This is a genomic window from Sphingobacterium sp. G1-14, from assembly GCF_002196555.1.
Classification (GTDB): Bacteria; Bacteroidota; Bacteroidia; order Sphingobacteriales; family Sphingobacteriaceae; genus Sphingobacterium; species Sphingobacterium siyangense.
Window position 1 is genome coordinate 396,032 of sequence record NZ_CP021381.1, and the last position, 25,466, is coordinate 421,497.

The 25,466-nt window shown below is 40.1% G+C and carries 22 protein-coding genes and 1 pseudogene; 12 read left to right on the forward strand and 11 right to left on the reverse strand.

Annotation, left to right across the window (positions count from 1 at the left end; genetic code table 11):
• Positions 1–107: 107 nt before the first annotated feature.
• A complete protein-coding gene (locus tag CBM24_RS01695; protein ID WP_088159999.1) occupies positions 108–1,778 on the forward strand; it encodes a helix-turn-helix transcriptional regulator in 1,671 nt (556 codons plus the stop codon).
• Positions 1,779–1,900: 122 nt separating this feature from the next.
• Here the strand turns inward: CBM24_RS01695 and galE are convergent, their stop codons facing one another.
• Entirely contained in the window at positions 1,901–2,932 is a 1,032-nt protein-coding gene (gene galE, locus CBM24_RS01700; RefSeq protein WP_088160000.1) for a UDP-glucose 4-epimerase GalE, read from the reverse strand.
• Entirely contained in the window at positions 2,932–3,924 is a 993-nt protein-coding gene (locus CBM24_RS01705) for a UDP-glucuronic acid decarboxylase family protein (RefSeq protein ID WP_088160001.1), read from the reverse strand. Before CBM24_RS01705 ends, galE begins: the two co-directional genes overlap by 1 nt.
• Before the next feature lie 65 nt (positions 3,925–3,989).
• On the opposite strand from CBM24_RS01705, the gene CBM24_RS01710 reads away from it, so the two are divergent.
• On the forward strand, positions 3,990–5,234 hold the full coding sequence (locus CBM24_RS01710) for a 3-deoxy-D-manno-octulosonic acid transferase (protein ID WP_088160002.1): 1,245 nt from the start codon (positions 3,990–3,992) through the stop codon (positions 5,232–5,234).
• Positions 5,235–5,318: 84 nt separating this feature from the next.
• Here the strand turns inward: CBM24_RS01710 and CBM24_RS01715 are convergent, their stop codons facing one another.
• Together CBM24_RS01715 and hemW are read right to left on the reverse strand one after the other, a co-directional pair.
• The gene (locus CBM24_RS01715; protein WP_232475663.1) at positions 5,319–6,770 is read right to left on the reverse strand and encodes a glyceraldehyde-3-phosphate dehydrogenase; all 1,452 of its coding nucleotides are present in this window, start codon (positions 6,768–6,770) and stop codon (positions 5,319–5,321) included.
• Positions 6,771–6,904: 134 nt separating this feature from the next.
• On the reverse strand, positions 6,905–8,032 hold the full coding sequence (hemW, locus tag CBM24_RS01720) for a radical SAM family heme chaperone HemW (RefSeq protein ID WP_088160004.1): 1,128 nt from the start codon (positions 8,030–8,032) through the stop codon (positions 6,905–6,907).
• A 366-nt stretch (positions 8,033–8,398) separates the two neighbouring features.
• Between hemW and CBM24_RS01725 the strand changes: the two genes are divergently transcribed.
• Positions 8,399–9,520 (forward strand): glycoside hydrolase family protein, encoded by a 1,122-nt coding sequence (locus CBM24_RS01725; protein WP_198386025.1) that lies wholly within the window; start codon positions 8,399–8,401, stop codon positions 9,518–9,520.
• 101 nt (positions 9,521–9,621) lie between these two features.
• Here the strand turns inward: CBM24_RS01725 and CBM24_RS01730 are convergent, their stop codons facing one another.
• Positions 9,622–11,499 carry a M1 family metallopeptidase gene (locus tag CBM24_RS01730; protein WP_088160005.1) on the reverse strand — a complete coding sequence of 626 codons (1,878 nt, stop codon included), beginning with the start codon at positions 11,497–11,499 and terminating at the stop codon, positions 9,622–9,624.
• Between the two features lie 160 nt (positions 11,500–11,659).
• Between CBM24_RS01730 and CBM24_RS01735 the strand changes: the two genes are divergently transcribed.
• A complete protein-coding gene (locus CBM24_RS01735; protein WP_088160006.1) occupies positions 11,660–12,517 on the forward strand; it encodes a hypothetical protein in 858 nt (285 codons plus the stop codon).
• Positions 12,518–12,642: 125 nt separating this feature from the next.
• On the opposite strand, the gene CBM24_RS01740 is transcribed toward CBM24_RS01735, so the two are convergent.
• The 6 genes from CBM24_RS01740 to CBM24_RS01765 all read right to left on the reverse strand — a co-directional run bounded on the left by CBM24_RS01740 (position 12,643) and on the right by CBM24_RS01765 (position 17,844).
• The gene (locus CBM24_RS01740) at positions 12,643–14,040 is read right to left on the reverse strand and encodes an MBL fold metallo-hydrolase (protein WP_088160007.1); all 1,398 of its coding nucleotides are present in this window, start codon (positions 14,038–14,040) and stop codon (positions 12,643–12,645) included.
• An 11-nt stretch (positions 14,041–14,051) separates the two neighbouring features.
• The gene (locus CBM24_RS01745) at positions 14,052–14,867 is read right to left on the reverse strand and encodes a sulfite exporter TauE/SafE family protein (RefSeq protein WP_088160008.1); all 816 of its coding nucleotides are present in this window, start codon (positions 14,865–14,867) and stop codon (positions 14,052–14,054) included.
• 85 nt (positions 14,868–14,952) lie between these two features.
• Complete coding sequence (locus CBM24_RS01750) at positions 14,953–15,366, reverse strand: DUF6691 family protein (RefSeq protein WP_088160009.1); 414 nt, start codon at positions 15,364–15,366, stop codon at positions 14,953–14,955.
• Positions 15,367–15,927: a YeeE/YedE family protein gene (locus CBM24_RS01755; RefSeq protein ID WP_198386026.1), complete on the reverse strand. Its 561-nt coding sequence runs from the start codon at positions 15,925–15,927 to the stop codon at positions 15,367–15,369.
• An 83-nt stretch (positions 15,928–16,010) separates the two neighbouring features.
• Positions 16,011–16,451, reverse strand: a complete 441-nt coding sequence (locus tag CBM24_RS01760) for a hypothetical protein (RefSeq protein ID WP_083663466.1) — start codon at positions 16,449–16,451, stop codon at positions 16,011–16,013.
• Positions 16,441–17,844 carry a WG repeat-containing protein gene (locus tag CBM24_RS01765; RefSeq protein WP_088160010.1) on the reverse strand — a complete coding sequence of 468 codons (1,404 nt, stop codon included), beginning with the start codon at positions 17,842–17,844 and terminating at the stop codon, positions 16,441–16,443. Before CBM24_RS01765 ends, CBM24_RS01760 begins: the two co-directional genes overlap by 11 nt.
• A gap of 408 nt (positions 17,845–18,252) precedes the next feature.
• Here CBM24_RS01765 and CBM24_RS01770 point away from each other — a divergent pair, with 408 nt between their 5' ends.
• The 8 genes and pseudogenes from CBM24_RS01770 to CBM24_RS01805 all read left to right on the forward strand — a co-directional run bounded on the left by CBM24_RS01770 (position 18,253) and on the right by CBM24_RS01805 (position 25,448).
• A complete protein-coding gene (locus tag CBM24_RS01770; protein WP_088160011.1) occupies positions 18,253–18,933 on the forward strand; it encodes a response regulator transcription factor in 681 nt (226 codons plus the stop codon).
• Complete coding sequence (locus CBM24_RS01775; RefSeq protein WP_088160012.1) at positions 18,923–20,305, forward strand: sensor histidine kinase; 1,383 nt, start codon at positions 18,923–18,925, stop codon at positions 20,303–20,305. Before CBM24_RS01770 ends, CBM24_RS01775 begins: the two co-directional genes overlap by 11 nt.
• Positions 20,306–20,462: 157 nt before the next feature.
• Complete coding sequence (locus tag CBM24_RS01780; RefSeq protein ID WP_088160013.1) at positions 20,463–21,653, forward strand: porin; 1,191 nt, start codon at positions 20,463–20,465, stop codon at positions 21,651–21,653.
• Positions 21,654–21,690: 37 nt separating this feature from the next.
• The gene (gene ureA, locus CBM24_RS01785) at positions 21,691–21,993 is read left to right on the forward strand and encodes an urease subunit gamma (RefSeq protein WP_046674789.1); all 303 of its coding nucleotides are present in this window, start codon (positions 21,691–21,693) and stop codon (positions 21,991–21,993) included.
• Between the two features lie 15 nt (positions 21,994–22,008).
• Positions 22,009–22,305: pseudogene (gene ureB, locus CBM24_RS01790) on the forward strand (urease subunit beta); the annotation flags it as partial.
• A 77-nt stretch (positions 22,306–22,382) separates the two neighbouring features.
• Positions 22,383–24,233 carry an urease subunit alpha gene (ureC, locus tag CBM24_RS01795; RefSeq protein WP_088160014.1) on the forward strand — a complete coding sequence of 617 codons (1,851 nt, stop codon included), beginning with the start codon at positions 22,383–22,385 and terminating at the stop codon, positions 24,231–24,233.
• 10 nt (positions 24,234–24,243) lie between these two features.
• Complete coding sequence (locus CBM24_RS01800) at positions 24,244–24,738, forward strand: urease accessory protein UreE (protein WP_088160015.1); 495 nt, start codon at positions 24,244–24,246, stop codon at positions 24,736–24,738.
• Between the two features lie 23 nt (positions 24,739–24,761).
• Positions 24,762–25,448, forward strand: a complete 687-nt coding sequence (locus tag CBM24_RS01805; RefSeq protein ID WP_088160016.1) for an urease accessory protein UreF — start codon at positions 24,762–24,764, stop codon at positions 25,446–25,448.
• Positions 25,449–25,466: the final 18 nt, after the last annotated feature.

A 25,466-nucleotide genomic window follows, 5' to 3' on the forward strand; every position in this document is an offset into this window, starting at 1 on the left:
TTATTTTTATTGCGAAATTCAATGCCTGAGCCGATATGTTTCGATGTCTTCTATTTTTTCTTTTTCTAACAATCATCCCTTGTCGTTTTGTCTATGGTATGGATTTAATGGATTCCAATTCCTCGATAGAAGAGAAGAACTTTTACGAAACAATTATAAAAGAATCAGCGCAGTATCAATCCTCTAGTCTGTCGTTAAGCAAATATCTTGCACCATATTTTAGCCAAGCGGTACGAAAAAATGATAAGGCACTTTTGGCAATCTATTATTGTTTACTGGCGGATCAGTCGTTTAATGCCGAAGGCGCAAGAAATAACTTTAGTGATAAATACTATTTAAAAGCGCTGGACCTTGAAGAAGGCTATAGCTATCAAAATGTACGCATTTGGGTAAAGGTAATGTATGGCTTTTACCTATATCGATGCCTGAAAGCCTCTGAGGCATTACCTTTTATCTTGGAAGGAGAGAAAGGGCTTGAAGATATACCGAAAGAGCTTGTTTTAGACCTAACGCAAACTTACAAGAAGCTTGGCTATTTTTTTGGAACTTTAGGTGATTATACTTCTGGAATTAAATATCTGGATTTAGGGCAACGACAAGAACAAATTTCACCGAAATTGAAAGCTGAAATCTTGGACAATTTAGGTTTACTGACATTGAAAAGTGGTGGTGATACCTTGCAGGCAATGAAAATTTTTGAATTGGCTCAAACTTTAGCACTTTCAGAAAATGACTCATTACGCTACGCGAAGATCTTAGGTAATCAGGCGGCTGTGTTTGAAGGTATGAAGGATTACCATAAGGCTTTATCGCTCCTAGATAAAGATCTTGAGATTTCCAGATCTCTTGGGAATGACCGAAATACAATTTTCGCCTTAGTGATGCGTATTCGATTAAATATAGCGAATAAGGAAACGAAGGATGTTCGTCATATGATTGCGGAAGCTGAATCTCTTTTATTGGGCTCGGATGATAAGAAGACAATACTTGAACTTGAGATTCACAAGTTGAATTTGGCGATGCAAAGTAACGATATAGGTCGTGAGCTGAATGCACGAAGAAGAATAGAACGTCTCCAAGACTCACTACGTTTTTTAGATGGTGATCCAGTATTGTCCCAATTGAAGTTTATGGCCGACAAGCAAAAGTACGCCGATAAATTATCGCTGGCACAAGCTGTTATTAAGAAAAAGCAAGCTGAGAGGCGATTATGGCTAATATTAAGTTTATTGGTATTGGTATTATTCTTTTTTATTTATAATGCTATTCGATCCCGTGCTAGAAAACGGATACGTGACTATGAATATCAGCTTCTTAATTTAAAGTATACAAAAGCAGAATTAGACAGGGAACTGGTGAGTTCTAAAAGCCAAGTTGAAGAATACGTCGCTTATCTTAAGCGGAATAATGAACAGATAAATGTACTTTCTGCGATGCTTGAAGAAAAAGGGAATGTTGTTGAAAAAGATCGCGAGGAGCTAAAAATATTGTTGCAGTCACATCTCATCACTGAAGAGAAATGGCAGGAATTTAAATTATTGATTGTAAAAGAATTTCCCAATTTACTCCAGGATATACAATCTAGATTTCCCGATATAACGGAATCTAATCTGAGGATAATTGTGCTTATGAAACTGGGGCTAAATAATAAGGAAGTAGCCAACGTATTGGGGGTTACTCCAGACGCGATAAAAAAATCTATGCAGCGCTTGAAAAAGAAGCTCGGAGATCAGGCCGGGATGCTCATGGAATATATTTCCGACAAAGAGTTTGTTTAATGTCGACCTTCAGTTGGCAGAAGGACCCTTTGGGAGCCAAGTTATGACCGTCTACGTTTTTAAGACGGTCATATAAAGTTAAGCTGGGTATAATGCTTTGCTGTAGCAGCAGAGGCTACTGTTTAATCCAATGGATTTTCCTTCAGATTTTTTTCCCATGCCCAGGCAGAAGCCATCATTTCATCAATACCAAGTGCTGCTTTCCAATGCAACTGATTGGCCGATTTAGTGACGTCCCCGTAAACTTTGATGATATCTCCGTCACGACGTGGACCAAATTCGTAATTTAATTTTTGTCCTGAAGCTTTCTCAAAAGCCTTGATCGCTTCAAGGACAGAATATCCATTTCCTGTTCCCACATTAAAGACATCGTATTTTCCGTTCGGGTTGCCTTTTTCCAATAATCTGATTGCTGCAACGTGAGCTTTTGCTAAATCAACAACGTGGATATAGTCGCGGATGCAAGATCCGTCCGGTGTGTCGTAATCAGAGCCAAATACCGTTAATTTTTCTCTTTTTCCAATGGCTGTTTGTGTGATAAAAGGAAGCAGGTTCTGAGGAACACCGTTTGGTAATTCACCGATCAGTGCCGACTCATGTGCACCTACAGGGTTGAAATAACGGAGCGCAATAATATTGTAGTTGTCATATGCAGCAGCAGTTTCCTGTAGAATTTCTTCAGCAATTTGTTTTGTATTTCCATAAGGAGAGGTTGCCTTTTTCACGGGAGCACTCTCGTCTACAGGTAAGTAGTCTGGCTCACCATATACGGTACAGCTTGAAGAAAAGACAAAATTAATAGGCTTATTTTGATATGCCTCTAATAAGTTAATTAACGAGAAGAAATTGTTGTGGTAATATTTCAAAGGCTTCTGTACAGATTCACCTACAGCTTTAGAGGCCGCAAAATGGATAATTCCTGAGATATCGGTATTGTTTTTTACAAATTCATTCACGCGTTCTGTGTCACAAAGGTCAAATTGGTGAAATTCAGGTCTAACGCCGATGATCTTTTCAACCTGATCCAAAATTTTGATGTTTGAATTGGACAGATCATCCACGATGACAGGTACATATCCTGCTTGATGTAGTTCGACCACTGTGTGCGAACCGATATAACCTGTTCCTCCTGTGACTAGTATTTTTTTGTTCATTATTGTTGATTATAGTAAGTAAAGTCTTTATGTGATAAGGTATCCAAAGGGATCTTTTTGTAAAATGCTATGGTTTTTTTCAATCCTGTTTTTCGGTCTATTTGAGGTTCCCAGGCTAATTTTGATTTGGCCAAGCCAATATCGGGTTTCCGTTGTTTGGGATCATCAACCGGTAATGGTTCGTAGACGATTTTACTCGAGCTGTCTGTCAATTCGACAATTTCATGGGCCAATTGTAGCAAGCTGATTTCGTCTGGATTACCAATATTTATAGGTGTAGCACATGCCGAATGCAACAAGCGAAAGATGCCTTCGACCTGGTCGTCAATATAACAGAATGATCGTGTTTGTGAACCATCGCCAAAAATCGTGATGTCTTCGCCACGTATCGCTTGTGCGATAAAGGTGGGAATAGCTCTGCCGTCATTGAGACGCATTCTGGAACCAAAGGTGTTAAATATCCTGACAATACGGGTATCCAGACCATGTGCATTGTGATAGGCCATCGTTATTGCCTCTTGGAAGCGCTTCGCTTCATCGTATACACCACGAGGTCCCACGGGATTTACATTGCCCCAGTAGTCCTCGGATTGTGGTGAAACCAGTGGATCGCCATATACCTCAGAGGTGGAGGCTACCAAAATGCGTGCTTGTTTAGCACGCGCTAGGCCCAAGAGATTATGTGTGCCCAAAGATCCTACCTTCAATGTTTGTATGGGAATTTTAAGGTAATCAACGGGACTGGCTGGCGAAGCGAAATGCAGGATATAATCCAAGTGCCCGGGAACGTGCACAAATTTTGAGACATCGTGATGATAGAAGTCAAAATTTTCCAACTTAAATAGATGTGCTATATTCTGTAGATCTCCGGTAATCAGGTTGTCCATTCCAATTACATCGTAATCTTCCGCAATAAAGCGATCGCAAAGGTGAGAACCGAGGAAGCCAGCTGCTCCTGTTATCAAAATCCGTTTGCGATGTTTATTTTCCACTCAATGGTTCCGTTTAATGAAATGGGTTTAATATCTTTGACTAAGATAAACATTATTTTAAAAACATGCGTTTGCTTTATTCAATTGGAATCTTTCTTTATGGACTCTTACTGCGTATTTTGGCTCCTTTTCATGCCAAAGCCAAGCTCATGGTAGAGGGACGAAAAGACTGGTATTCGAGGATGAAACAAACGGTTGATTCTTCCCAAAAACATATTTGGTTTCACTTTGCTTCATTGGGGGAATTTGAGCAAGGAAGACCTGTCCTGGAAGCAGTGAAAAATAATTATTTGGATCATAAAATAATTGTAACATTTTATTCTCCCTCTGGCTATGAAATCAGAAAAAACACTGCTTTGGCCGATTATGTTTTTTATCTCCCCTACGATACTGCTCAGCACGCACGGCTTTTTCTCGACTTGATCAATCCAAGTTTCGCTGTGTTTACGAAATATGAATATTGGTATTATTTTTTTGAAGGCCTGCATAGACGGGGCATTCCCTTGTTTTTGATCTCAGCAATATTTAGACCCGATCAGATTTTCTTTCAGGCCTATGGTACTTTTTTTCTGAAAATTTTAAGTTATGTGACTTACTTCTTTGTGCAAAATGAAGAAAGTGTACGTCTTTTGAAAGAATTTGGGATACGGAATGCCGGGTTAGCCGGAGATACACGTTTTGATCGTGTGGTAGACATTCCTAAAAGCAGAAAAATGATTCCTGAGATCAGCCAATTTATTGGGGAAAATCCGGCCCTGGTTGCAGGAAGTACCTGGCCCGAGGATGAGCTGGCTCTACAGGAATTGCTTTTGGATTATTCAGACTATAAGCTGATCTTGGCTCCGCATGAAATCAATGAATCACATCTGGCGAGCATTTTTAACCTTTGGCCGAAGGCACTCCGCTTTTCGGACATGGCTACCTACGATGCCGCAACAATAGCCAATTCAAAGGTGCTGGTTATCGATAACATTGGAATGCTTTCGTCTTTGTATGGGTATGGCCAACTGGCCTATATTGGTGGTGGTTTTGGCGTTGGAATACATAACACTCTAGAGGCAGCAACATATGGCATACCGGTTCTATTTGGACCAAATTTCAAGAAATTTCAGGAAGCGAAAGATCTTGTGCAAAATGGATCAGGTTTCGCCATTGCCAGTGCTAAAGAATTAAAGAAAGTTTTTGCTGTTTTAGAAGATCAGACTGTCCGTCAAGAGGCCGGAAAACTGGCCCGTGAATATGTTCTGCAGAAAGCAGGAGCAACACCGATCATTATGAAATACCTCAAAAGCAATCCCGTAAAAATATAAGCGGTAGCTGTACTGCCGCCGCCTATATTCAACCGGTTCCGCGTGATTTATTTATTCTTGTTCTTCTTGATGCTTTACTGGTCCCTAATAATAGGTATACCTTCTTACGCCGGTAATATGACGAGATAAACGCATTACCTGATGGGAATATCCGTATTCATTGTCGTACCAGACATATAGAATGACATTCCTGCCATCTGCCGAGACTATCGTCGCTGGAGCATCCACGATCGCAGCGGCAGTGGAGCCGATGATATCGGAAGAAACGAGTTCATTGTCTTTAGAAAATTTAATCTGTTCGACAAGGTCACCCTGTAGTGATGCCTCTTTTAAAAGTGCATTGATTTCTTCGACGGTAGTTTTAGATTTAATTTCGAGATTTAAAATTGCCAATGATCCATTTGGTACGGGTACGCGAATGGCATTGGAGGTCAGTTTGCCCTTCAGTGAAGGCAATACTTTTGAAACGGCAGCCCCCGCTCCAGTTTCTGTGATCACCATATTGAGCGCTGCGGCACGCCCTCTTCTGGACTTCTTGTGCATATTGTCGACAAGGTTCTGATCGTTGGTATAGGAATGTATGGTTTCGATATGCCCTTTTTCAATACCTATTCTATTTTCAAGGACCGCCAAAATAGGAGAGATTGCGTTGGTCGTACAGGAAGCGGCGGAAAATATCGCATGCTGTTCCACGTCAATATCATTTTCGTTGACAGCATATACGATATTTGGAACACCTTTTCCGGGTGCTGTCAATAAAACTTGGGCGGCACCTCTGGATTTCAGGTGGCGACTCAGTTCTTGCTCATCTCGAAAAGCACCCGTATTGTCGACGACTAAAGCATGCTGTATTCCATAATAAGTATAATCAATATCCTCTGGCTGTTTGGCAGAGATAAGGTGGACAGTGATGCCATTGATAATAAGAGCCTGATTTGGAATGTCGACCTGTACGTCGCCTTCGAACGCACCATGTATGGAATCTGTTTTTAATAGTGTCGCTCTTTTCAATATGGACTTGCTATCATTGGCGTCCCGCGTTACAATGGCACGAAGGCGAAGCTGCTGTCCAGCACCGGCTTTATGCATAAGCTCTCGGGCGAGTAAACGGCCGATACGGCCAAATCCATAAAGCACAACATCGCGTGGTTTTAATTCCGCTTGTTGATTGATATCTTTTAATTCATTTGTAATAAAACTAGGTAGATCGTTGTTTTCAATAGTCTGTTTCTTGACTTGTAAGGTAAGTTTTCCGATATCGATACGCGCAGGTGATAGGGTTAGTTTTTCCAATACCTGTGCCACGTGGAGGGTGTCAGAAATATTGAATGGCTCGTCGGTAAGGAGGACGCTTTCCTTGATCAGGTTGAGAATTGAACTCGATTTTACATCAATGAGTTGATTTCGAAAAAATACAAGTTCAATAGCGTGGTTATACCACAGGTTACTGACAATTTGAATTAAGCTTACGGCAGCGTTTTGTTGCTCTCTGTAACTTTTGATCTCTAAGTCAAAAGATGGCTTGTGTGACATCATAATTTTATAATAGATTATGATGCAAACATAGTACAAACCGCCTAGAAAATAGACTTATATTTTGATTTTCGTAATTTTTTAAACGTAAATACTTGTAGTATTATTATTTTAATAAAATATTAGTGATTTATTTGTTAATCCTCTATTATGAATAATTCGGACATGATATGATCGGCCATTAATTTACCGGGATCCGTCAAGCGTAATTTGTTTTCTTCCAAAACGAGATTTTTCTCTGCTAGAAATGGTTCAGCATCCTTTAGGACTCGGTTTTTGACAGATTGTCCGAATTTGCTTTCCAGCGCAATCAAATCCAGTCCCCACATGGTTCTTAGCGAAGTCATGATACTTTCGTTGATCTGGTCCAGCGTAGAAAGCTCCTCAATTTCCAGGGGAAGTTGGTTTGAATTGATTGAGGTCATATATTTCGCGTTGTTGGAAACATTCCAGGATCTGGAAGTTCCATTGAACGAATGTGCCGAAGGACCTATACCAAGATAATGTTTGCCTTTCCAATAATTTGTGTTATGACGTGCATAAAGGCCATTTTTTGCAAAATTGGAAATTTCATATTGTTCATATCCCGCGGCTTTCAATGTATGAATAAGAAGACTCATCTGATCCGCTGCCTGATCTGAATCTATAGCTGGACTTAAGCCTTTTTTTATAAAGTGATCCAACGCTGTCTTATTTTCTACGGTCATGGAATACGAAGAAATATGGGGAATTTCAAAGTCAATCAGCTGTTGCATATTGTGGCGCCATTTCTCATCAGTCAACAGTGGGTAGCCATAAATAAGATCACAGGTAATATTTTCAAAGCCCGCATCTTGCACCCGCATGATAGAAGCCAGTGCTTCCTGCTGATTATGTGCTCTGTTCATCCATTTAAGATCCTCTTCAAAGAAAGACTGTATGCCTATGCTGAATCGATTGATTGCTGTATTCCGCAGACTGTTTACTTTGGCTGCATTTAGATCGTCGGGGTTTGCTTCCAACGTAATTTCAGCCTGATTTACGATGTCAAAATGCATTGCTATCGTATCGATGATCCGTGCGATCTCTTCAGCTTCCAATAAGGATGGCGTGCCACCACCAAAATAGATCGATTCGACCTTTTTGTCTTCCAAATAGGCTGCTCTGAGCTCGATTTCCCGTCGTATGGCATTGATCATCTCACTTTTGTATTGTAGTGAAGTGCTAAAATGGAAGTCACAGTAATGACAAGCCTGTTTACAGAAGGGGACATGGACATAAATCATGGGGACAAATATACCAAGACCTGACCAAATCGCCCTTTATTTTTTCTTCTTTCGACTATGCGTACCTGAAATCTTCGCATGGCTTTTCCGCACGCTCATTACGGATTTAAAAAGAAAGTGCAATAGGATGGAAGAATCATCTAAAAGAAGGTTGACAACAAGCTAGTTATTCTTTATCTTGTTGTCAATATTTGTTGGTAGAAAGCACCAATATAGCACCTAATGTCTGACGAAGGAGGAGTGAATTCAAAAGTTTCCTTCTGAAAATAAAAAAGCTATCGGTACCAGCCGCGTTTAAATTATTTCATGGGAGCCTATCAAATAGATTAAAAAACGAATTATTTTCTTCTAATAAATGTAAAACGTATGAAAACCTCTCGTCGAGACTTTCTGAAAAATGTAGCCGGTGTTTCTGGCTTCTTCCTATTTTCAAACCATGGATATGCTTTGGGGGACAGTCTTGAAGACTCCTTTATTGATAAGTTATTACCGGCGCCAAAAGGAGGAGGATTTGCGATGAAAGATTATTGGATTTGGGATCCATCGGTCATAAAAGGAGAAGATGGACGATATCATATGTTTGCTTCGCGTTGGAGCAAAAAATATGGGTTTGGTAATTGGGTGACAAACTCCGAAGTCGTCAGGGCTATTTCAGATACCGCTGAAGGGCCATACGAATTTGTTGAAGTTGTACTGCCTGCCCGGGGGAAGCAATATTTTGATGGCTGTACAACACACAATCCTCGAATCGTAAAAAATGGTGACTATTATGTGCTTTATTACTTTGGCAATAACTATGACGAACCAAATCCCTCTTTTACAGAAAACGTATGGGAGTCAGGCTTAGGCCAGAAAGCCTGGATGCATAAACGTATTGGGATGGCCTATTCCAAGTCAATTGCAGGGCCATGGAAAAGAGTTGATCAACCGATTTTGAATCCCCGAAAAGGGGAATGGGATGCCTCCATTACATCAAATCCTTCGCCAGTTGTCTTACCGAACGGAAAGGTTTATTTAGTTTATAAATCTTCCCCAGTAAATTATAATCCACCACTTTTATTGGGAGCCGCGCAAGCGGATTCTTTCCTCGGACCTTATCGCCGTTTATCGGACAAGCCTATTTTTTCATTCCATACGGACCAAAACCATGAAAACGATGTAGAAGATCCATTTGTCTGGTATAACGGTCAGCAGTTTGAACTTATTATGAAGGACCGTTACGGAAAGATCTGCGGTGAAGAGGGAGGCGGGATACATGCTTATTCGAAGGATGGCATAGATTGGCATCTTTCGAAGTCTGTAAAAGCTTATTCTAAAACAATTCAATGGGATGATGGCACGACGAGTCATCAGGCCAATTTTGAACGACCGTTTTTACTATTTGAAAATGGGAAGCCTACTCATTTGTTTGCTGCTACGGGAGATGGTTCAGAATCCTATCAATTTGAACGTACATGGAATATGGTTATTCCTCTTAAGAGTATATAATCCACGGAATTAAAAAACAGCTTCCAAACCGCGTCGTATATATTGGGGTTGGAAGCTGTCTTGATTTTCCCATCTGTTCGGATAATGGGAAATATATTTAGTTACTTACTAAAACTGTTGTTTGCCGATTCTACATCCGCTAATCGCAATGAAGGATCAATTGTTACCGTTTTTGGTGTTTTCGACACATGGATAGTATAGTCGGGTTTGGTCCAGAACCAATCCTCAAGCACGGTTCTTTTAACACCTTTGTAAATGTCAAAATGCTCTTCTGGTTTTTCTCCACGCATTTCACGCAAAGGGATATAAAATAATTCTTTGCTTCCATCGGTGTATTCTACCAGAACATCCAGTGGCATGGCAAAATTGGACTTATTGGCCAATAGGATTTCTGTATCTGTTACTTTTTCAATGGCGTAATCGATTTGACGTGTCGTATTGATAAACAGGTTGAAATACCATTTTAAGTTGATACCGGAAACATCTTCAGCAACGCGTTTGAAATCATTTGGTGTCGGATGTTTAAACTTCCAGATGTCATAGAATTTCAAGAAGGTTTTTTCTAAATTTTCCTGACCAATAATATAACCCAACTGTTCTGCAAGCACGGCACCTTTGTTGTACGCTTCGTTGCTGTAGCCATAGTTGGTGTTATAATAATCTGCCAGTAAACTCATCGGTTCTTCTTTACCTGAAAGGGCCAATTTATAATATCCACGGTAGGCTGCAATTTGCGGGTTAGATGCTATGGCACCTCTTTTTTCAAAGATATGCTGCATAGCCAACTCCTCGACATAGGATGTGAAGCCTTCATCAAACCATTCATCGACGGTTTCGTTGATTCCAAACAATTGTTGGTACCAAGAGTGTGCCGATTCATGGAATATTACACCGACAAGGCTTTTTAGATTGCGGCCACCTGTGATAAGCGTAGCTGTACCATATTCCATTCCGCCATCTCCACCTTGAATGATGGTATAAGTTGGCCATGGATATTTACCAAACTTCGTACTACAGAAATCAAAGAATTCGGTAGAAAGGCCTATTGCTGTTTTCCAATTCGAGATCACTTCTTTGTCTGTTGGCAAGAACACGGTATACACTCTTATGCCATTTTTACTTGAAGCGGAATCAACGACAAACTTGGGGTCTGCAGCCCATACAAAATCGTGGATATTTTGGGCCTTATAGTGCCATGTTGCTTTATTGTCGACGGCTTTTACTTTCGCTTTCTGTTGATAACCTTTGACATCTGATGGATTTTGAAGAACACCTGAGGCACCAACGACATAATTTTTATTGAGGTGTATGGTAACGTCAAAGTTGCCAAAAGGGGCAATAAATTCACGGCCCGTATATTCATCCAAATGCCAGCCGAATTCATCGAATTGAGCCATCTTCGGATACCATTGCGCCATAGATAGTGCTACACCTTCGGCTGAATTTCGGCCAGTTCTTCTGATTTGTTCCGGAACTTGTGCAGTCCATTCCATATCAAAACGTGCTGTTTCCCCATCTTGGATTGCAACTGGTAAAGTTACCTCCAAAATAGTTCCATCAATTTTAAATGTTGTGTTGGTACCATTGACTGTTAGGGTTTTAATTTTCTGATAACCAGTTTGATTGGCTTTCAGTTCTCCAATACGGCTTTGATATACCGGTTTTTCTTTTGTACCCAAGTTAGTGACCATTCGCTTGTCGGGGTCACTTATGTTTTTTAATCGATAGTCCATCATCGATCCTGGTTGAAACGCATTGAAATATAAATGGAAATATACCTTTTTTAGTGACTGCCCTGAATTATTACTGTACTTCAAGGTCATTTTTCCATCGTACTGATATGCTTTTTCATCCACGTTGACATCCATGTTGTAGTCAACCTTCTGTTGCCAGAATCCTTTTCTTTGGGCCTTCGCTACTGCCCCCCAAATATTTAATACACATGCAAGTGTAAAAAAGGATATTATTTTGATTTTCATGCCCCAAACTTACAAAATTGTCTCAATAAATGGCACTTAAACGAATGTAACGAAGTTAATGTCATCAAATCTTGACGAAAATTGACTGGTCTTTGGAGAATTGGCTTGGTTTTGGTTAGGGGATTTATCTGTTAAGTTAAAAATCAATTTTACTGTTTTTATGGAAAATCTATATTATAAGCCCTCGGGAAAGGCTCCTGCTTTGGCATTTATTGGATCTCATGTGCTAGGTACAGTGGGTGCCATTGTCCTGGCAATTGTTTACATCGCTTTGCAATGGTTTATTCCTATTATTTATTTTAATGTATTTATTACATTGGGATTTGGCGCTGGAATATTCTATGTTCTTAACTTCTGTTTCAAACAATGGAAATTAAGAAATAAGGGCATTGCAATATTGATTACTTTGCTGATTGCAATTTTAGGCTTTTATGCCCAATGGGCTCTTTTTGTGTCGCTGATGTACAATGCGGAGGGGACAATGGGCGGAGATACCTGGGTAAAATCGTCTTTTAATCTGGAGGGGTTCAAGGCATTTTTCTTACACCCTTCATTTATTTGGGAAGCGATGCAGGGTTTAAATGAAGTCGGCACTTTTACCTTGAAAAAGAGTCCGGTTTCGGGCGGTATGTTGTGGGCCGTGTGGGCGATTGAAATGGGTATTATTCTGATTACCCCAATTATTATGGCATTCAGGGGTATTACTATTTATCCTTTTTCTGAAAAAGACGAAGCATGGATGAATAAGCGAATATTGCCGGGAAGGTTAAAATTCGTGGCGGATAAAGATGCTGTAGTAAGCTCCTTGGGTAATCATGATTTTGCCTATGTGTATGACCATCTTTCGGATGAAGAAGAGCATTTCTCTTTTGCCACTGCCGAATTATATGAATCTGAAACGGACGACCATCAGTATCTGACCATCTATAATCACCAATTTACGGAAAAGAAAGGCAAGATGGAAGAGAAGAAGGACGAGGTTATCGAATTCTTGCGGATCAATAGAAATAGTCTATAAACGAAATATACTGACGAGTTGAATTGCTCTTTATTATATGCAATGGCAGCTCAAATTCGATCGTATAGCTTGGTTCTTTACAAAGAGATCCCAGGAATATTTCCCCTGGGATCTTTTTGTATATGTTATTGTACCAATGTTCCACCTTTTAATTTCCATTCATTGATGGAAGGACTATAAATTTTGACGTCCTTAATACCATTTTTCGCCAATATGGATGCCGCTATGGTTGCTCGGTCTCCGGACTGACAATGCAGGTATAGCTGTTTAGTTCGGTCAATTTGGTTAAGATTGTCTGCAATTGTACCAACAAAGATATGAGTCGCATGCGGTAAATGGCCCTCTGAAAACTCACTGGCATTGCGCACATCAAGTATTTGGATATCGGATTTGCCCAATACACTATTCATCTCTTCGAAACCGATGAGTTGCTGATGTTCCAATGGAATCCCCAAATGAGGAATCGTATCAGGCGTAACATATCCAGCGACATGATCCAATCCAATGCGCATAAGCTTGCGGGCAATGTCGTCCAATTGGCTTTCCTCTACAATGAGTATAAAGGGATCCGTGTAATTAAGGATCCAGCCAGCCCAGGTATTAAACGTTTTGTTATTCTGAATATTGATGCTATTTGGGAGATATCCTTTGGCAAACTCAAACTTATGGCGTGTATCAATGACAGTTGTTCCTTTGTGGTATAAATCCAGAAAAGTTTTGTTCGTTAACTTGTTGTACTGAGGAACTGCTGTTTGCAAAGGCCGTGCTATTTTGTTGAGTTTTTTCATCATGGCAAAATAGCGTGGCGGTTCGGGCTGTCCTGATAATAGCTCTTCCACGAAGGCTGTTTCGTTGTTTTGGTATTGAAGCGCCCAGTTGCGTATTTTTTCATAACCAACTGTTGAACTCGGAACGGCGCCTAGCGCCTTTCCACAAGCGGATCCGGCCCCGTGTGCGGGCCATACTTGAATATGATCAGGTAGAGCCAAGAAATGTTGCAACGATTGGTACATTTGGTGGGCTCCAATTTCCTTGGTTCCGATCATTCCCGCGGCATTTTCCAACAGATCTGGGCGTCCGATATCTCCAACAAATACAAAATCACCTGTAAATATCATGACTGGCTCCATGGTTGCAGGCGTATCAATCAATACAAAACTGATACTCTCGGGCGTATGTCCAGGGGTATGGATAACTTGGAAAATCAGATTTCCAACTTGAAATTGATCTCCATGTTTTAATCCAATATGTGGAAATTCATATTGCCAATCTTCTCCACCTTCATCGGATAGATAAGGTTGGGCGCCTGTCAATGCGGCTAATTCTAGCGTACCTGAAAGGTAGTCGGCGTGTATATGCGTTTCCGCAATATGGGTTATGGTCAGATTATTCTTTTGTGCAATCTCAAGATAGCTGTCTACATCTCTTTTAGGGTCAATGACTAGCGCTACACCCTTGGCTTGACAACCAATGATATAACTCGAATGTGCTAAAGATGACTCAAAAATGTGTTGAAAAAACATAACGTGTGATTTTAATGATTTACAAATTGAATGAATTCGAAAGCGAAGATTAGGATGCCGATACTAATTAAAAAGTATCCAAAAATACCTTTCAATTTTGCTGCATCTAATTTGTCTTTCCATTTGGAACCAATTTGGAGGCCTATTAAAGTGATTAACGTAAAGGTAACCAATATAAACCAATTCATATGTTCCAGGAACTGATAATTCGCGATCAAACCGAATGAGGCGTTTAAACCGATGATAAACAATGAAGTGGCAATGGCCTGCTTAAGTGGAATTCCTAAGAGTAATACGAGGGCCGGTACAATGATAAAGCCTCCTCCTGCACCCACCAGGCCGGTCATGATACCGACGAGCAATCCGACGAGGACAACGTTGAAAATCTGGCCAATTCCGCCCCTGAATCGATCGTGCTGAACCTGTTTACGTCTTCGTACCATTGCTGTCGCAGAAATCAAAATCACAATCGAGAAAAGCAGCATGATGATATGGTTTCTGGAGATTGCTATTTCGCCCAGGTGGAATGACTCTGGTATGGCTACAAGGAGATAACGCTTGGTCAAATAGACCGAAATTAGCGATGGAAAGAGAAAAATGGCCGTAGTTTTCAGGTCAATTTCTCTTTTTTTCAACGGAGAAATTGATCCGACCAAGGCTAATATTCCTATAGAAAACAACGAATAGTCCAATGCATATTGAGGTTCTATATGAAAAATATAAACAAATATTGGCAATGTTAGAATACTTCCGCCACTACCCATCAAACCCATTGATAGGCCGACCAGAACAGCTAATATAAAACCAGCTATAAATATTAATTCCATTTTCTCTTTCTAAAATTTTAACCCGTGGTACAGGCGTCAGATTGCGCGTATATGAGGTGATTTGGTATAAAGTAGTTTGTTAAAACTAATGCGGCAACTTATTGCGCAAGACACCATAAAGCCAAGTACCCAACAAAGCGAAAAGCAAGACGATCCCTATAGTCCAATAACCAGCACCGATTAGGGCAAACATTGGTCCCGGACAAGCGCCTGTCAATGCCCAGCCTAAGCCAAAGATTGTTCCCCCGAGCAGGTATCGTGTAATACTTTTGTCTTTATCATGGAATGCTATTTGCATCCCGTTACTATCTTTGATTTGCTTTCTCTTGATGATTTGTACGATTATAATTGCTGTGGTCAGTGCTGTACCGATAATCCCATACATATGAAAGGAACGAAATTGAAACATTTCGTAGATTCTATACCATGATGCGGCTTCTGATTTGTATAAGATGATTCCAAACAATATACCGATGGAAATAAATTTTAGTGCTTTCATTTATGCGAAAATTAGCGGGAATAAAAAATGAACCATGATGATCCCTCCTAGGAAGAAACCTATAACGGCGATCAAAGAAGGAAGCTGAAAATTGCTAAGTCCAGAAATAGCATGGCCGGATGAACATCCACCAGCATAGCGGGTTCCAAACCCAATCAATACACCGCCAATACTTAAAAGTAGAAACTGAAACAAAGATCCATCGAAAATGAAAATGGATTCAGGAAGGTAGCCTTGTAGATGGTCGATAATACCCAGCTCTTTTAAGTCGGCAACACTTTTGGAATTAATCTGGCTTGCAGTGCCATCGCTCAGAAAATTATGTGCAATAAAACCGCCAATGGCTGTCCCGAGTACCACCAATAAATTCCATGACTGGGTCTTCCAATCGAATCTGAAAAAAGAGGAAGTTTTTCCGGCTCCTAATACAGTACACATGGTACGCAGATTATTGGACATGCCAAAATCCTTTCCCTGTTTGAGCAGCAGGTACATGACCAGTGCAATTAAAGGTCCTGAAATATACCAGGGCCATGGTTGTTTGATGTATTCCAATAGCATAACATTGTTCTTAAGTGATGTTACAAAGGTACATACTGCCTTTGCAAAAGCCTGTAACAAATGTTACCGAAGGAAGAAAGAATTTATAGGTCGTAATATTCGATGTCAGCGTCCTTTAGGGCTTCCGTTAGCAGGGGAAGATCATCTTCCTTTTGAAATAATTTGTTGCGCCAGGTACGGAAGGCTGGCCCTTTGTTTTGGTTGATAATGATCAGGTTGCCACCGGAACGTTTGAGATTCCTGATATGAGAAATATTATTCAAAGGGAAAACGATTGTTTTTTTAGCGTTGCTTATCTGAAGTGTATTTTCATCCAAGACCCAAGTCGACGACAAAGTCGAAGACTTTATGGCCAGATACAGTGCTAAAGGAATCATTAAAAGAGCAATAATAATCTTGAGAATTTCCTGTATGGGAACTTTAGACATTCCCATTCCGATCAAAAAGATTGAAATTAGCAAGATTAACATGTATTTTCCACGATGCAATGTCGACAAGTGGAATGTCTGTGGATTACTCTTCATATTTCTTGATAAAATTCCCTTTTGCGTCAATATAATAAAAATTCTCTAGATCCTCCGTTACAAGCGCTAGCCCGTTTTCAAAAGCTTGGGCATTTTGTAATTTAAATGGAACAACGACTTTCCCTGTGTAATCAATGTACCCATATTTATTGTCATTAAATGCCAGTAGAAGTCTTTCACCCGCAAAAGATAGAAACTCATAATCCGTTTTAAGTTGATTATGCCCCGTTTTATTAATAAGCTGGTAGGATTGGTTGACTAGAATTAACGCGAGATTATCGCGATAATCCGAAATGGTTTCATATTTGGCAGGAAGTAAAACAGCGCCTTTTTGGTCCATGATACCCGTATGATCTCCTTCCGTAAAAAGTGCATATTCTGGGCTAGGAACTGAAATAAAGTCATATTTGGCCTGCAGCAATATTTTACCGTTTGTATCCAACAGCCCATACTTAAGATCTCTCATGTAAACCACTGGACCGCCTTCGGTTTCTAAACTGAGCGATTCATATTGACATGGAATAACTTCTCTGCCTTGTATGTCTATTAAGCCAAACATTTGAGCTGCATCAGTTACGATAGCATAATCTCCTACATAGCTATATATTGCCGTATACTTTGCTGGTGTTAATTTGTTTCCTAAGCTGTCCTGTACACCAAAATATGCTGTATTGGAATCTTGATACCAAGATAAATGGTCGTTTAGCGTGGAATCTACAGCTTCTTCAATAGGTTCACCTTCTTCATAATCCGCCGGAATTTCAAAGAGTGATTTGTCGAATGTTATTTCTTCCACCTTGGTCGCTTGTATTCCGAGCCCGGCCGATCCGATATAGAGCGCTGCCCCGGGCACTTTTTCGAGATAATCGTAAGTGCCCCAGTATAACTTTGGCAATTTTGGTGCATACCAAACGGTAATTTCCGTTTGTGGATCTTGGCTACCTGTTAGATTGAATGTTGCTTTTTCGCAGGTGATTCCTGCAATTATCTTCTTTTGATCGGGAACTAAGCTGATCTCAAAATCTCCCGAATAGGCATAATTATCACCCTCGTTTACGGCAGTCTCAATGAGTTTGCCGGTGGCCAGCTCTGTTGCAGTATAGGTTTTATTTATTTCATCCAGTAGAAAAGAGCTGCCTTCGTGGATATTGCTGATCTGTATCGATTTTCCGAATAATAAACTTTCAATTCGCATCTGGTCTTTGGTGATGAAGGCCTGCATTAATGCTTCATTATTTCCAGCCAATATTTTGATGAATTCTGAAGATGCGGTATCTGTTCCCGTTTCAGGATCAGCAAATTGATATGAAATTTTATATAGCTTTTGCTGAGCGTGTCCTTGTCCGATAAGGAGTAAAAACGCCAACTGTAAACAAAGGATAAATTGTTTCATTGTGTGATTTTAAGCTGCAAAAATATTGAAATTCGATTGATTTTTGAAATAATCTTTCGCTGTTTGTGGAAATTCTTTCAAAAATAGATATTATTGTATTTGGTTGTTTAAATCTAATTTTTGGTCTGTGCTTCAGATTCAGGTGCTCGAAATAGTCCTATCTTTTGAGTAGAGACCTTAAGTTGTGGACTATTTCTATATCAAGTGAAGTAAATCGTTGTAAGGACGACGGTTGAGATAGCGGTCTTGCGGGGGTGTATGTATTTTTTACTTGTTTTATAGGTTATTATCATATAATCGTCAAGAAAAAGCGAAAATAATTAGGGAATGTAGCTTTTTGGAAAAAGGTGAAATGTTAATTTTGTATTTTACAAACCTCGAATTTTTTACTGTTTAAAAAAGATACCTGTGGAACTATTACTAATAGAGGATGAACCATCCGTCATATCATTGATCGAAAGAGGCTTAAAAGAAGAAGGCTATCATATTAGTATTGCTATGGATGGTTATACTGGTCTAAAAATGGCGGGATTGAACCGTTATGACCTGATCCTATTGGATGTGATGTTGCCTGGTATGAATGGCTTAGATGTCTGTAAAAACATTCGGATGTCCAACAACGAAGTCCCAATTATTATCTTAACGGCATTAAATCAAACGGAGGACATTGTCGAGGCCTTTGACAGGGATGCGGATGATTACTTGACAAAGCCGTTCCGTTTAGAGGAATTAAAAGCTCGAATCAGTCGCTACAGCCGCAAATCCAAAACCATTACCGAGCAGAAAAATATATTGGTATTTGACGATCTTCAATTGGATAGAGACAGTAAATCGGTTCAACGTGCCAATTCTCCTATTATTCTCACAGCTACTGAATTTCGTTTACTTGAATTTTTAATGCTCAACCGAAATAAGGTATTAAGTCGGATCGATATCCTAGAAGAAGTATGGGGTATGGATGTCGACTTAAGTACCAATGTTGTTGACGTGTATGTGAATTACCTTCGGAAAAAGATCGATAAACAATTTTCACGTAAACTTATCCATACAGTGATTGGGATGGGCTATGTAATCCGTCATGAAAATTAGGACCAAAATAGTTCTCCTATTTTCTATCATCAGCACCCTGCTGCTTGTTATTTTTGCCATTTATGTGTCTTATTTCACGTACGACAGTCTACAGACCAAATTTTTTCATCGGCTAGAAGAGAACGCCGTGATTGTCGGAGATCATATCGTCCATCAGAAGGATGAAAATAGGGCGCTTTATATTCAGGTAAAACGTAAATACCTGAAACAATTATCTGAAGGAACAGACCATCTCATTCGTGTTGTTAAGGGAAGTGATCGAGTTCAATTGAGGCCTGAGCTGCCTATGCCAAAAACATTCTATGCCGATGTAATTCGTCATGGAAAGGGAAGATATATGCATGGTAAGACTGCCTTTGTAGCGGTATTCTTTCAGGATCATCTTCACCAGGAAAATTTGATTGTTGTATCGGAAGGTATTGATGATTACGGCCATGATGAACAGCGTCAATTGGATCGTACCCTGATCACAGGTGGGATTTTGGCGATTTTTTTAATTGTACTGATGTCTTTTTACTTTGCTGACCGATTATTGAAACCCATTAAGGATATCAACAATGATTTAGATAAAGTTGATATCGCACATTTAGACCATCGCCTGTTTAGTAAATTTAGCAATAGCAAAGATGAATTGGGTGTTTTGATTGCGAACTTAAATTCAATGCTTAGCCGATTGGATATCTCGGTTCAGTCGCAACAGAGTTTTATTGGAAATGCCTCTCATTCGCTAAAGACCCCACTTACAATTATTGGGGGAGAAGCCGAATTGGCACAACAGCTCCTGTCGAAAGAGCATGAAGCCTACTATTCCCTGGAGACTATCGCGAAATATGCGGATAAAATGGAGTTGATTATCAACAATCTTTTGCAACTATCCCGCATGGGCTTCAAGGGGGAAGTGGACAATAAAGAAATTATTCGAATTGACGAGTTACTCTATGAAATTTATAAAGCCGAAAAAAGTATTCATAAGGACCTCAAGCTTTCTTTTGATCTAACAGAAATTCCAGAAGATAGTGATGAACTTACGGTTTTGGCGAACCCGGATCTGTTTTTTATTGCCTTTAGCAATATTATTTCAAATGCATTTAAGTACGGCAATGGACTGCAGGTTGGCGTAGCCATAAGTAGCGATAGCAAAAATATTACGATAAAAGTGTTTGACCAAGGGATAGGTATTCCTAAAAAAGACCAGCCACATATTTTTACCTCTTTTTACCGTGCTTCTAATGTAGGTGACATCTATGGCAATGGTTTGGGGCTTGTTTTAGCCAAAAATATCTTTGACCTCCATGGTGCTGAATTGTTCCTCAATTCAACGGAAGGTCAAGGCACTTTGGTCGTTGTTACAATCCCAAAAACTCCTCTCTAATTTCATTTTAATCTCATCCTTATTCCATTTTTAGGTGGCTGTGATATACTTGTACCAGAGATAAGTATAACTCATGGATCTATCTTGTTGTTTCGAATCGAATTATGTTTTGAAACCGCGGGATTGCTTCGTTACCATAAAGGAACAAAATATAAGGATGAAAAAAACACTTTCACTTTTTACAACACTGGGGATTGGCATAGCATCATTGCATGCGCAGGAGCAGATCCAAACGGACTCTGTTCAGGCGCAAAGGAGCAGCTTGTTACTGAAAGAACCCGCGAGAGCAAAATCATTTCAATTGGATGTCCTGTTAAGAGCAGGCCTGCAAACGGACAATGGGGAGGGGGCGTCTCAAGCAAAAGCAAACCTTGATGATGCCCGTATTTTGATGAGCGGGGAATACAATGATAGACTGTCGTATAAAGTACGTTTTCGCTTGAATCGGTCATTTGCTCCAACGAGTCAGGATAATGGATCCAGAGCCTTGGACATGGCATTGATCAAGTACAAGTTTGGCAAGGATCTCAAATGGTCCGTTACGGCCGGCAAGCAAAGTGCGATGGTCGGGAGTTATGAATTTGAAAATAACCCAATTTACGAATATAAGTTCACAGACTATGTCGACCGTATACTGAATCTCTTTGTTGTCGGTGGAATGTTATCTTATGAAGTCAACCCGAATCATTCGTTACATGCCCAAGCTTACAACACGACCAATGATAGTTTTATGGAGCTTCATGCAAAAAATGGTTTTGCTGTAGGTGATTTGGAACGCTCTAGTGTACCAATGGGAGCCTATTTCACTTGGGTGGGTGCATTTATGGATAAGCGTTTTAATACGAAATGGTCTTACAACATCTCTCAGTTTGCAAAGGGACATACTAATCATGCCGTTTCATTAGCGAATAAATTCAAAACAGCAAAACAGATGCTATATCTTGATTTACAGTACTCTTATCTTGCTGTCGATCATGCGATGATTGCATCTTCGGCGATCAACGAATTTTATGGTAGAACTGGCGAGAACCGTGTATTGGCCAAAGATGTGAACTACAGCTCTGCCATATTGCGCTATGATCAATTTTTGAGTAAAAAATGGGAGGTTGCTTTGAAAGGTGGGTATGAGATCGCGGGATCGAGAGATGATAATCAACTAGGTAAGAATTTTCGCCAAAACTGGACCTATTTTGCGGCTTTGCAACATAAGCCGTTTCACAACCAGGATCTTCGGTTTTATTTAGGTTACGTTGGTAACACCGTAAACTATAAGGGCTATATGGATATGGCCAAGAGTCAGTACAACCGCTTAGCCTTTGGGGCATATTTTACCATTCCAGTTTTATAATAATTCCTTTAACAAATTAACAAATAATTATTTTTTTATGCGTTTAACACCGAGAGAAACAGAAAAGCTGTTGTTGCATTTGGCCGGCGAATTGGCGGCTAAGCGATTGAAACGCGGGGTAAAATTAAATTATCCAGAGTGTATCGCTTACATCAGTGCCCAGATTATGGAGGAGGCTAGGGACGGAAGGTCTGTGGCGGACTTAATGTCTTATGGTACTACCTTATTGAAGAGGAGCCAAGTCATGGAAGGAGTCCCCGAGATGATCCATGATGTACAGATCGAAGTTACTTTTCCGGACGGAACTAAATTGGTGACTGTCCATGATCCTATTCGTTAATAAATATTGAATGATATGATTCCAGGAGAATACATTTTAAAAAAAGAGGAAATCAAAGCTAATGTTGGGCACAGAACCACAAGCATTGTTGTGAAAAATGAAGGTGATCGACCGATTCAGGTAGGTTCACACTATCATTTCTTTGAAGCGAACAAGTTGCTTTCCTTCGACAGGGAGAAAGCGTTTGGGATGCGCTTGAATATTCCAGCCAGCACCGCTGTTCGTTTTGAACCAGGGGAACAAAAATCAGTTGTTCTGGTTGAATTTGGCGGAAGTAAGGAAATCCACGGTTTTAATGGATTGACAAATGGGAAGTATACAGATCAATCGGTGAAGACCAAAGCCATTGATAAAATGAAAAAATTGAAATTCAGACAATCTAAATAAATATGGGAGGATGGAATAGACGCGAATGGATTAAAGTTGTAGGGCTCACTACTTTGGGTACTACTGTTGGTCTACATGCGCTTGGTTTAGATAAACTAGGTTTAGATAAATCATCTGTAAAATATGTTGATGGGGAACTTTATATCCCGAGAGACAAATATGCCGCTCTTTTTGGACCGACCACTGGAGATAAGGTTCGTCTGGCAGATACAGAGCTTTTTATTGAAATTGAAAAAGATTTCAATGTTTACGGAGAAGAGAACAAATTTGGTGGCGGTAAAACTATTCGTGATGGTATGGGGCAATCTGCTCGTGCCTTGCGTGATGAGGGTGTGTTGGATTTTTGCATCACTAATGTCATTATCATTGATCACTGGGGTATTGTAAAAGGCGATATCGGTATTAAGGATGGTAAAATTGTAGGTATTGGTAAAGCTGGAAACCCAGATGTACAGGATGGTGTAACCGAAGGCATGATCATCGGTGCTTCTACGGAAGTGCATGGGGGAGCGGGCTATATCCTAACTGCAGGCGGTATTGATACGCACATTCACTTTATCTCGCCGCAACAGATTGAAACAGCGCTATATTCTGGTGTAACTACTTTTATTGGTGGCGGTGCGGGACCTGCAGATGGAACACTGGCAACGACAGTGACTTCAGGAAAGTGGTATATCGAGCGTATGTTTGAAGCTTTTGAAAACCTTCCTATCAATGTTGGTTTTTTCGGAAAAGGTAACGTATCGACCACTAAACCTATCGAAGAACAAATTGAAGCTGGTGCACTGGGCGTGAAAATCCATGAAGATTGGGGAGCGACTCCGGCAACAATTGATGCGGCATTGAAAGTTGCTGATAAATACGATGTACAAGTTGCGATCCATACCGACACACTGAATGAGGCCGGTTTCTTGGAAGATACTGTTGCTGCGATAGATGGTCGTGTAATCCATACTTTTCACACGGAAGGAGCCGGCGGTGGACACGCTCCGGATATTATTAAGATCGCCATGTATCCCAATATCCTCCCTGCATCTACCAATCCAACAAAACCTTTTACGGTAAATACTGCTGAAGAACACTTGGACATGCTGATGGTCTGCCATCACTTGGATAAAAATGTGAAAGAAGATGTGGCATTTGCTGATTCACGTATCCGTCCACAGACAATTGCTGCCGAGGATATTTTGCAAGACATGGGCGTATTTTCAATTATGAGTTCGGATAGCCAAGCGATGGGACGTGTGGGAGAGGTCATTTCCCGTACATTCCAAACCGCCCATAAGATGAAAATCCAACGCGGCCCTTTAGCTGAAGATCAAGGCAAAGAAAATGATAACTTCCGTGTCAAACGTTATGTGTCTAAATTTACAATCAACCCTGCTAAAGCACATGGTATTGACCAATATATTGGTTCGATTGAAAAAGGAAAGTATGCAGATTTGATCCTTTGGAAACCAGAATTATTTGGTGTAAAACCCGAGTTGATCATCAAAGCCGGTATGATTTTGGGCGCTAAAATGGGGGATGCCAATGCGTCAATTCCGACGCCACAGCCAATCATTTATAGGCCAATGTTTGGGAATTATGGTAAAGCAGTTTCAAAACTATGCTTCAATTTCGTTTCGAAAATTTCTTTGGAGAACGGAAATATTCAAAAATTGAATTTGTCACGTAAATGCCTGCCTGTGGAGGGATGTCGTACGGTGATGAAAAAAGATATGGTACATAATCATGCAACACCAAATATCGTCGTTAATCCAGAAACCTATGAAGTAACAGTCGATGGTGTGTTGGCGACCTGTGAACCATTGAAGGAACTTCCAATGGCCCAACGGTACTTCTTATTCTAATTGGTTATTTATGTTGTTAGCAAGAGACATTAAGGGGAATATTTGGGCCGATAGCACAGATCAGAACGGTGTTGAACTTGATTTTTTGGAACTCGAATGGTTTGATACGGAAAGACGTATTATCCGAGGGTTCACTGTTGAAGGCCGTGAAATAGGCTTTAAAAATTTGGGGACGGAATCCTTGTTTGACGGTGATATTTTGTTCGAAACAAAGGAACTGCGCATTGCTGTTCGAATATTGCCCTGTCCTTGCCTTGTTGTACGTCCTAAAAACCTCTTGGATATGGCTCGGATATGTCTCGAAATTGGCAACAAACATATCCCTGTTTTCATCAACGCTGCACATGAAATTATTGCAGCCTATGAAAATCCCCTTTGGGAAACCTTAGAAAGAGCAGGTTTTACGCCGACGAAAGAACTACGGGTGATTGAAAGAACCCATACGTTACGCATACATCAGTATGCCGTAGTCCAGCACAAAATTACCCTGGCCAAGGGACTCTAATACTTAATTAATAACGATTACATATGAATCCATTGTTGACATTAATGCAGATTAATGATTCTGTATTTCCGATTGGAGGCTTCACACATTCCTATGGCTTGGAAACTTATATCAATAAAGAGATTGTACATGATGCTAAAACTGCAAAAGAATATGCACAGACTTTATTGGAGCATAGTTTCTATTACAACGATGCCGCTTTTTTTCATAAGGCCTGGCAATTGTGTGAATCAAGAGCAACTAGGAAAAAGATCGCTGAACTGGATGCATTGATAACCGCTTTCAAAGCCCCTTATGAGATTCGGGATGCCAGTAAGAAATTGGGAATACGGTTTTTAAAATTGACAGAAAAGTTAAAACCGGTCAAGCGTTGTTCGGCTTATCTAAAGGCGATAAATGCGCAAGAATTGCATGGTCACTATGCGATGGCATTTGCCATGTTTGCCCATGCGCAGGAAATTAGTTATGCAGACGCACTGAGTGCTTTTTATTATAATTCTTTGAATGGTATTATGACGAATTGTGCCAAACTGGTTCCAATTAGCCAAATGGATGCACAGCAGATTTTGTTTAAACTACAGCCCTTGATTAATAAATTGGTTGCATTACAGCCCGAACTGGATGATGATCTGATTGGAAATTGTTGTATCGCTCAGGATATTGGATGCATGCAACATGAAAAATTATACACGAGAATTTACATTTCGTAAAAATAACTGAAATAAAAG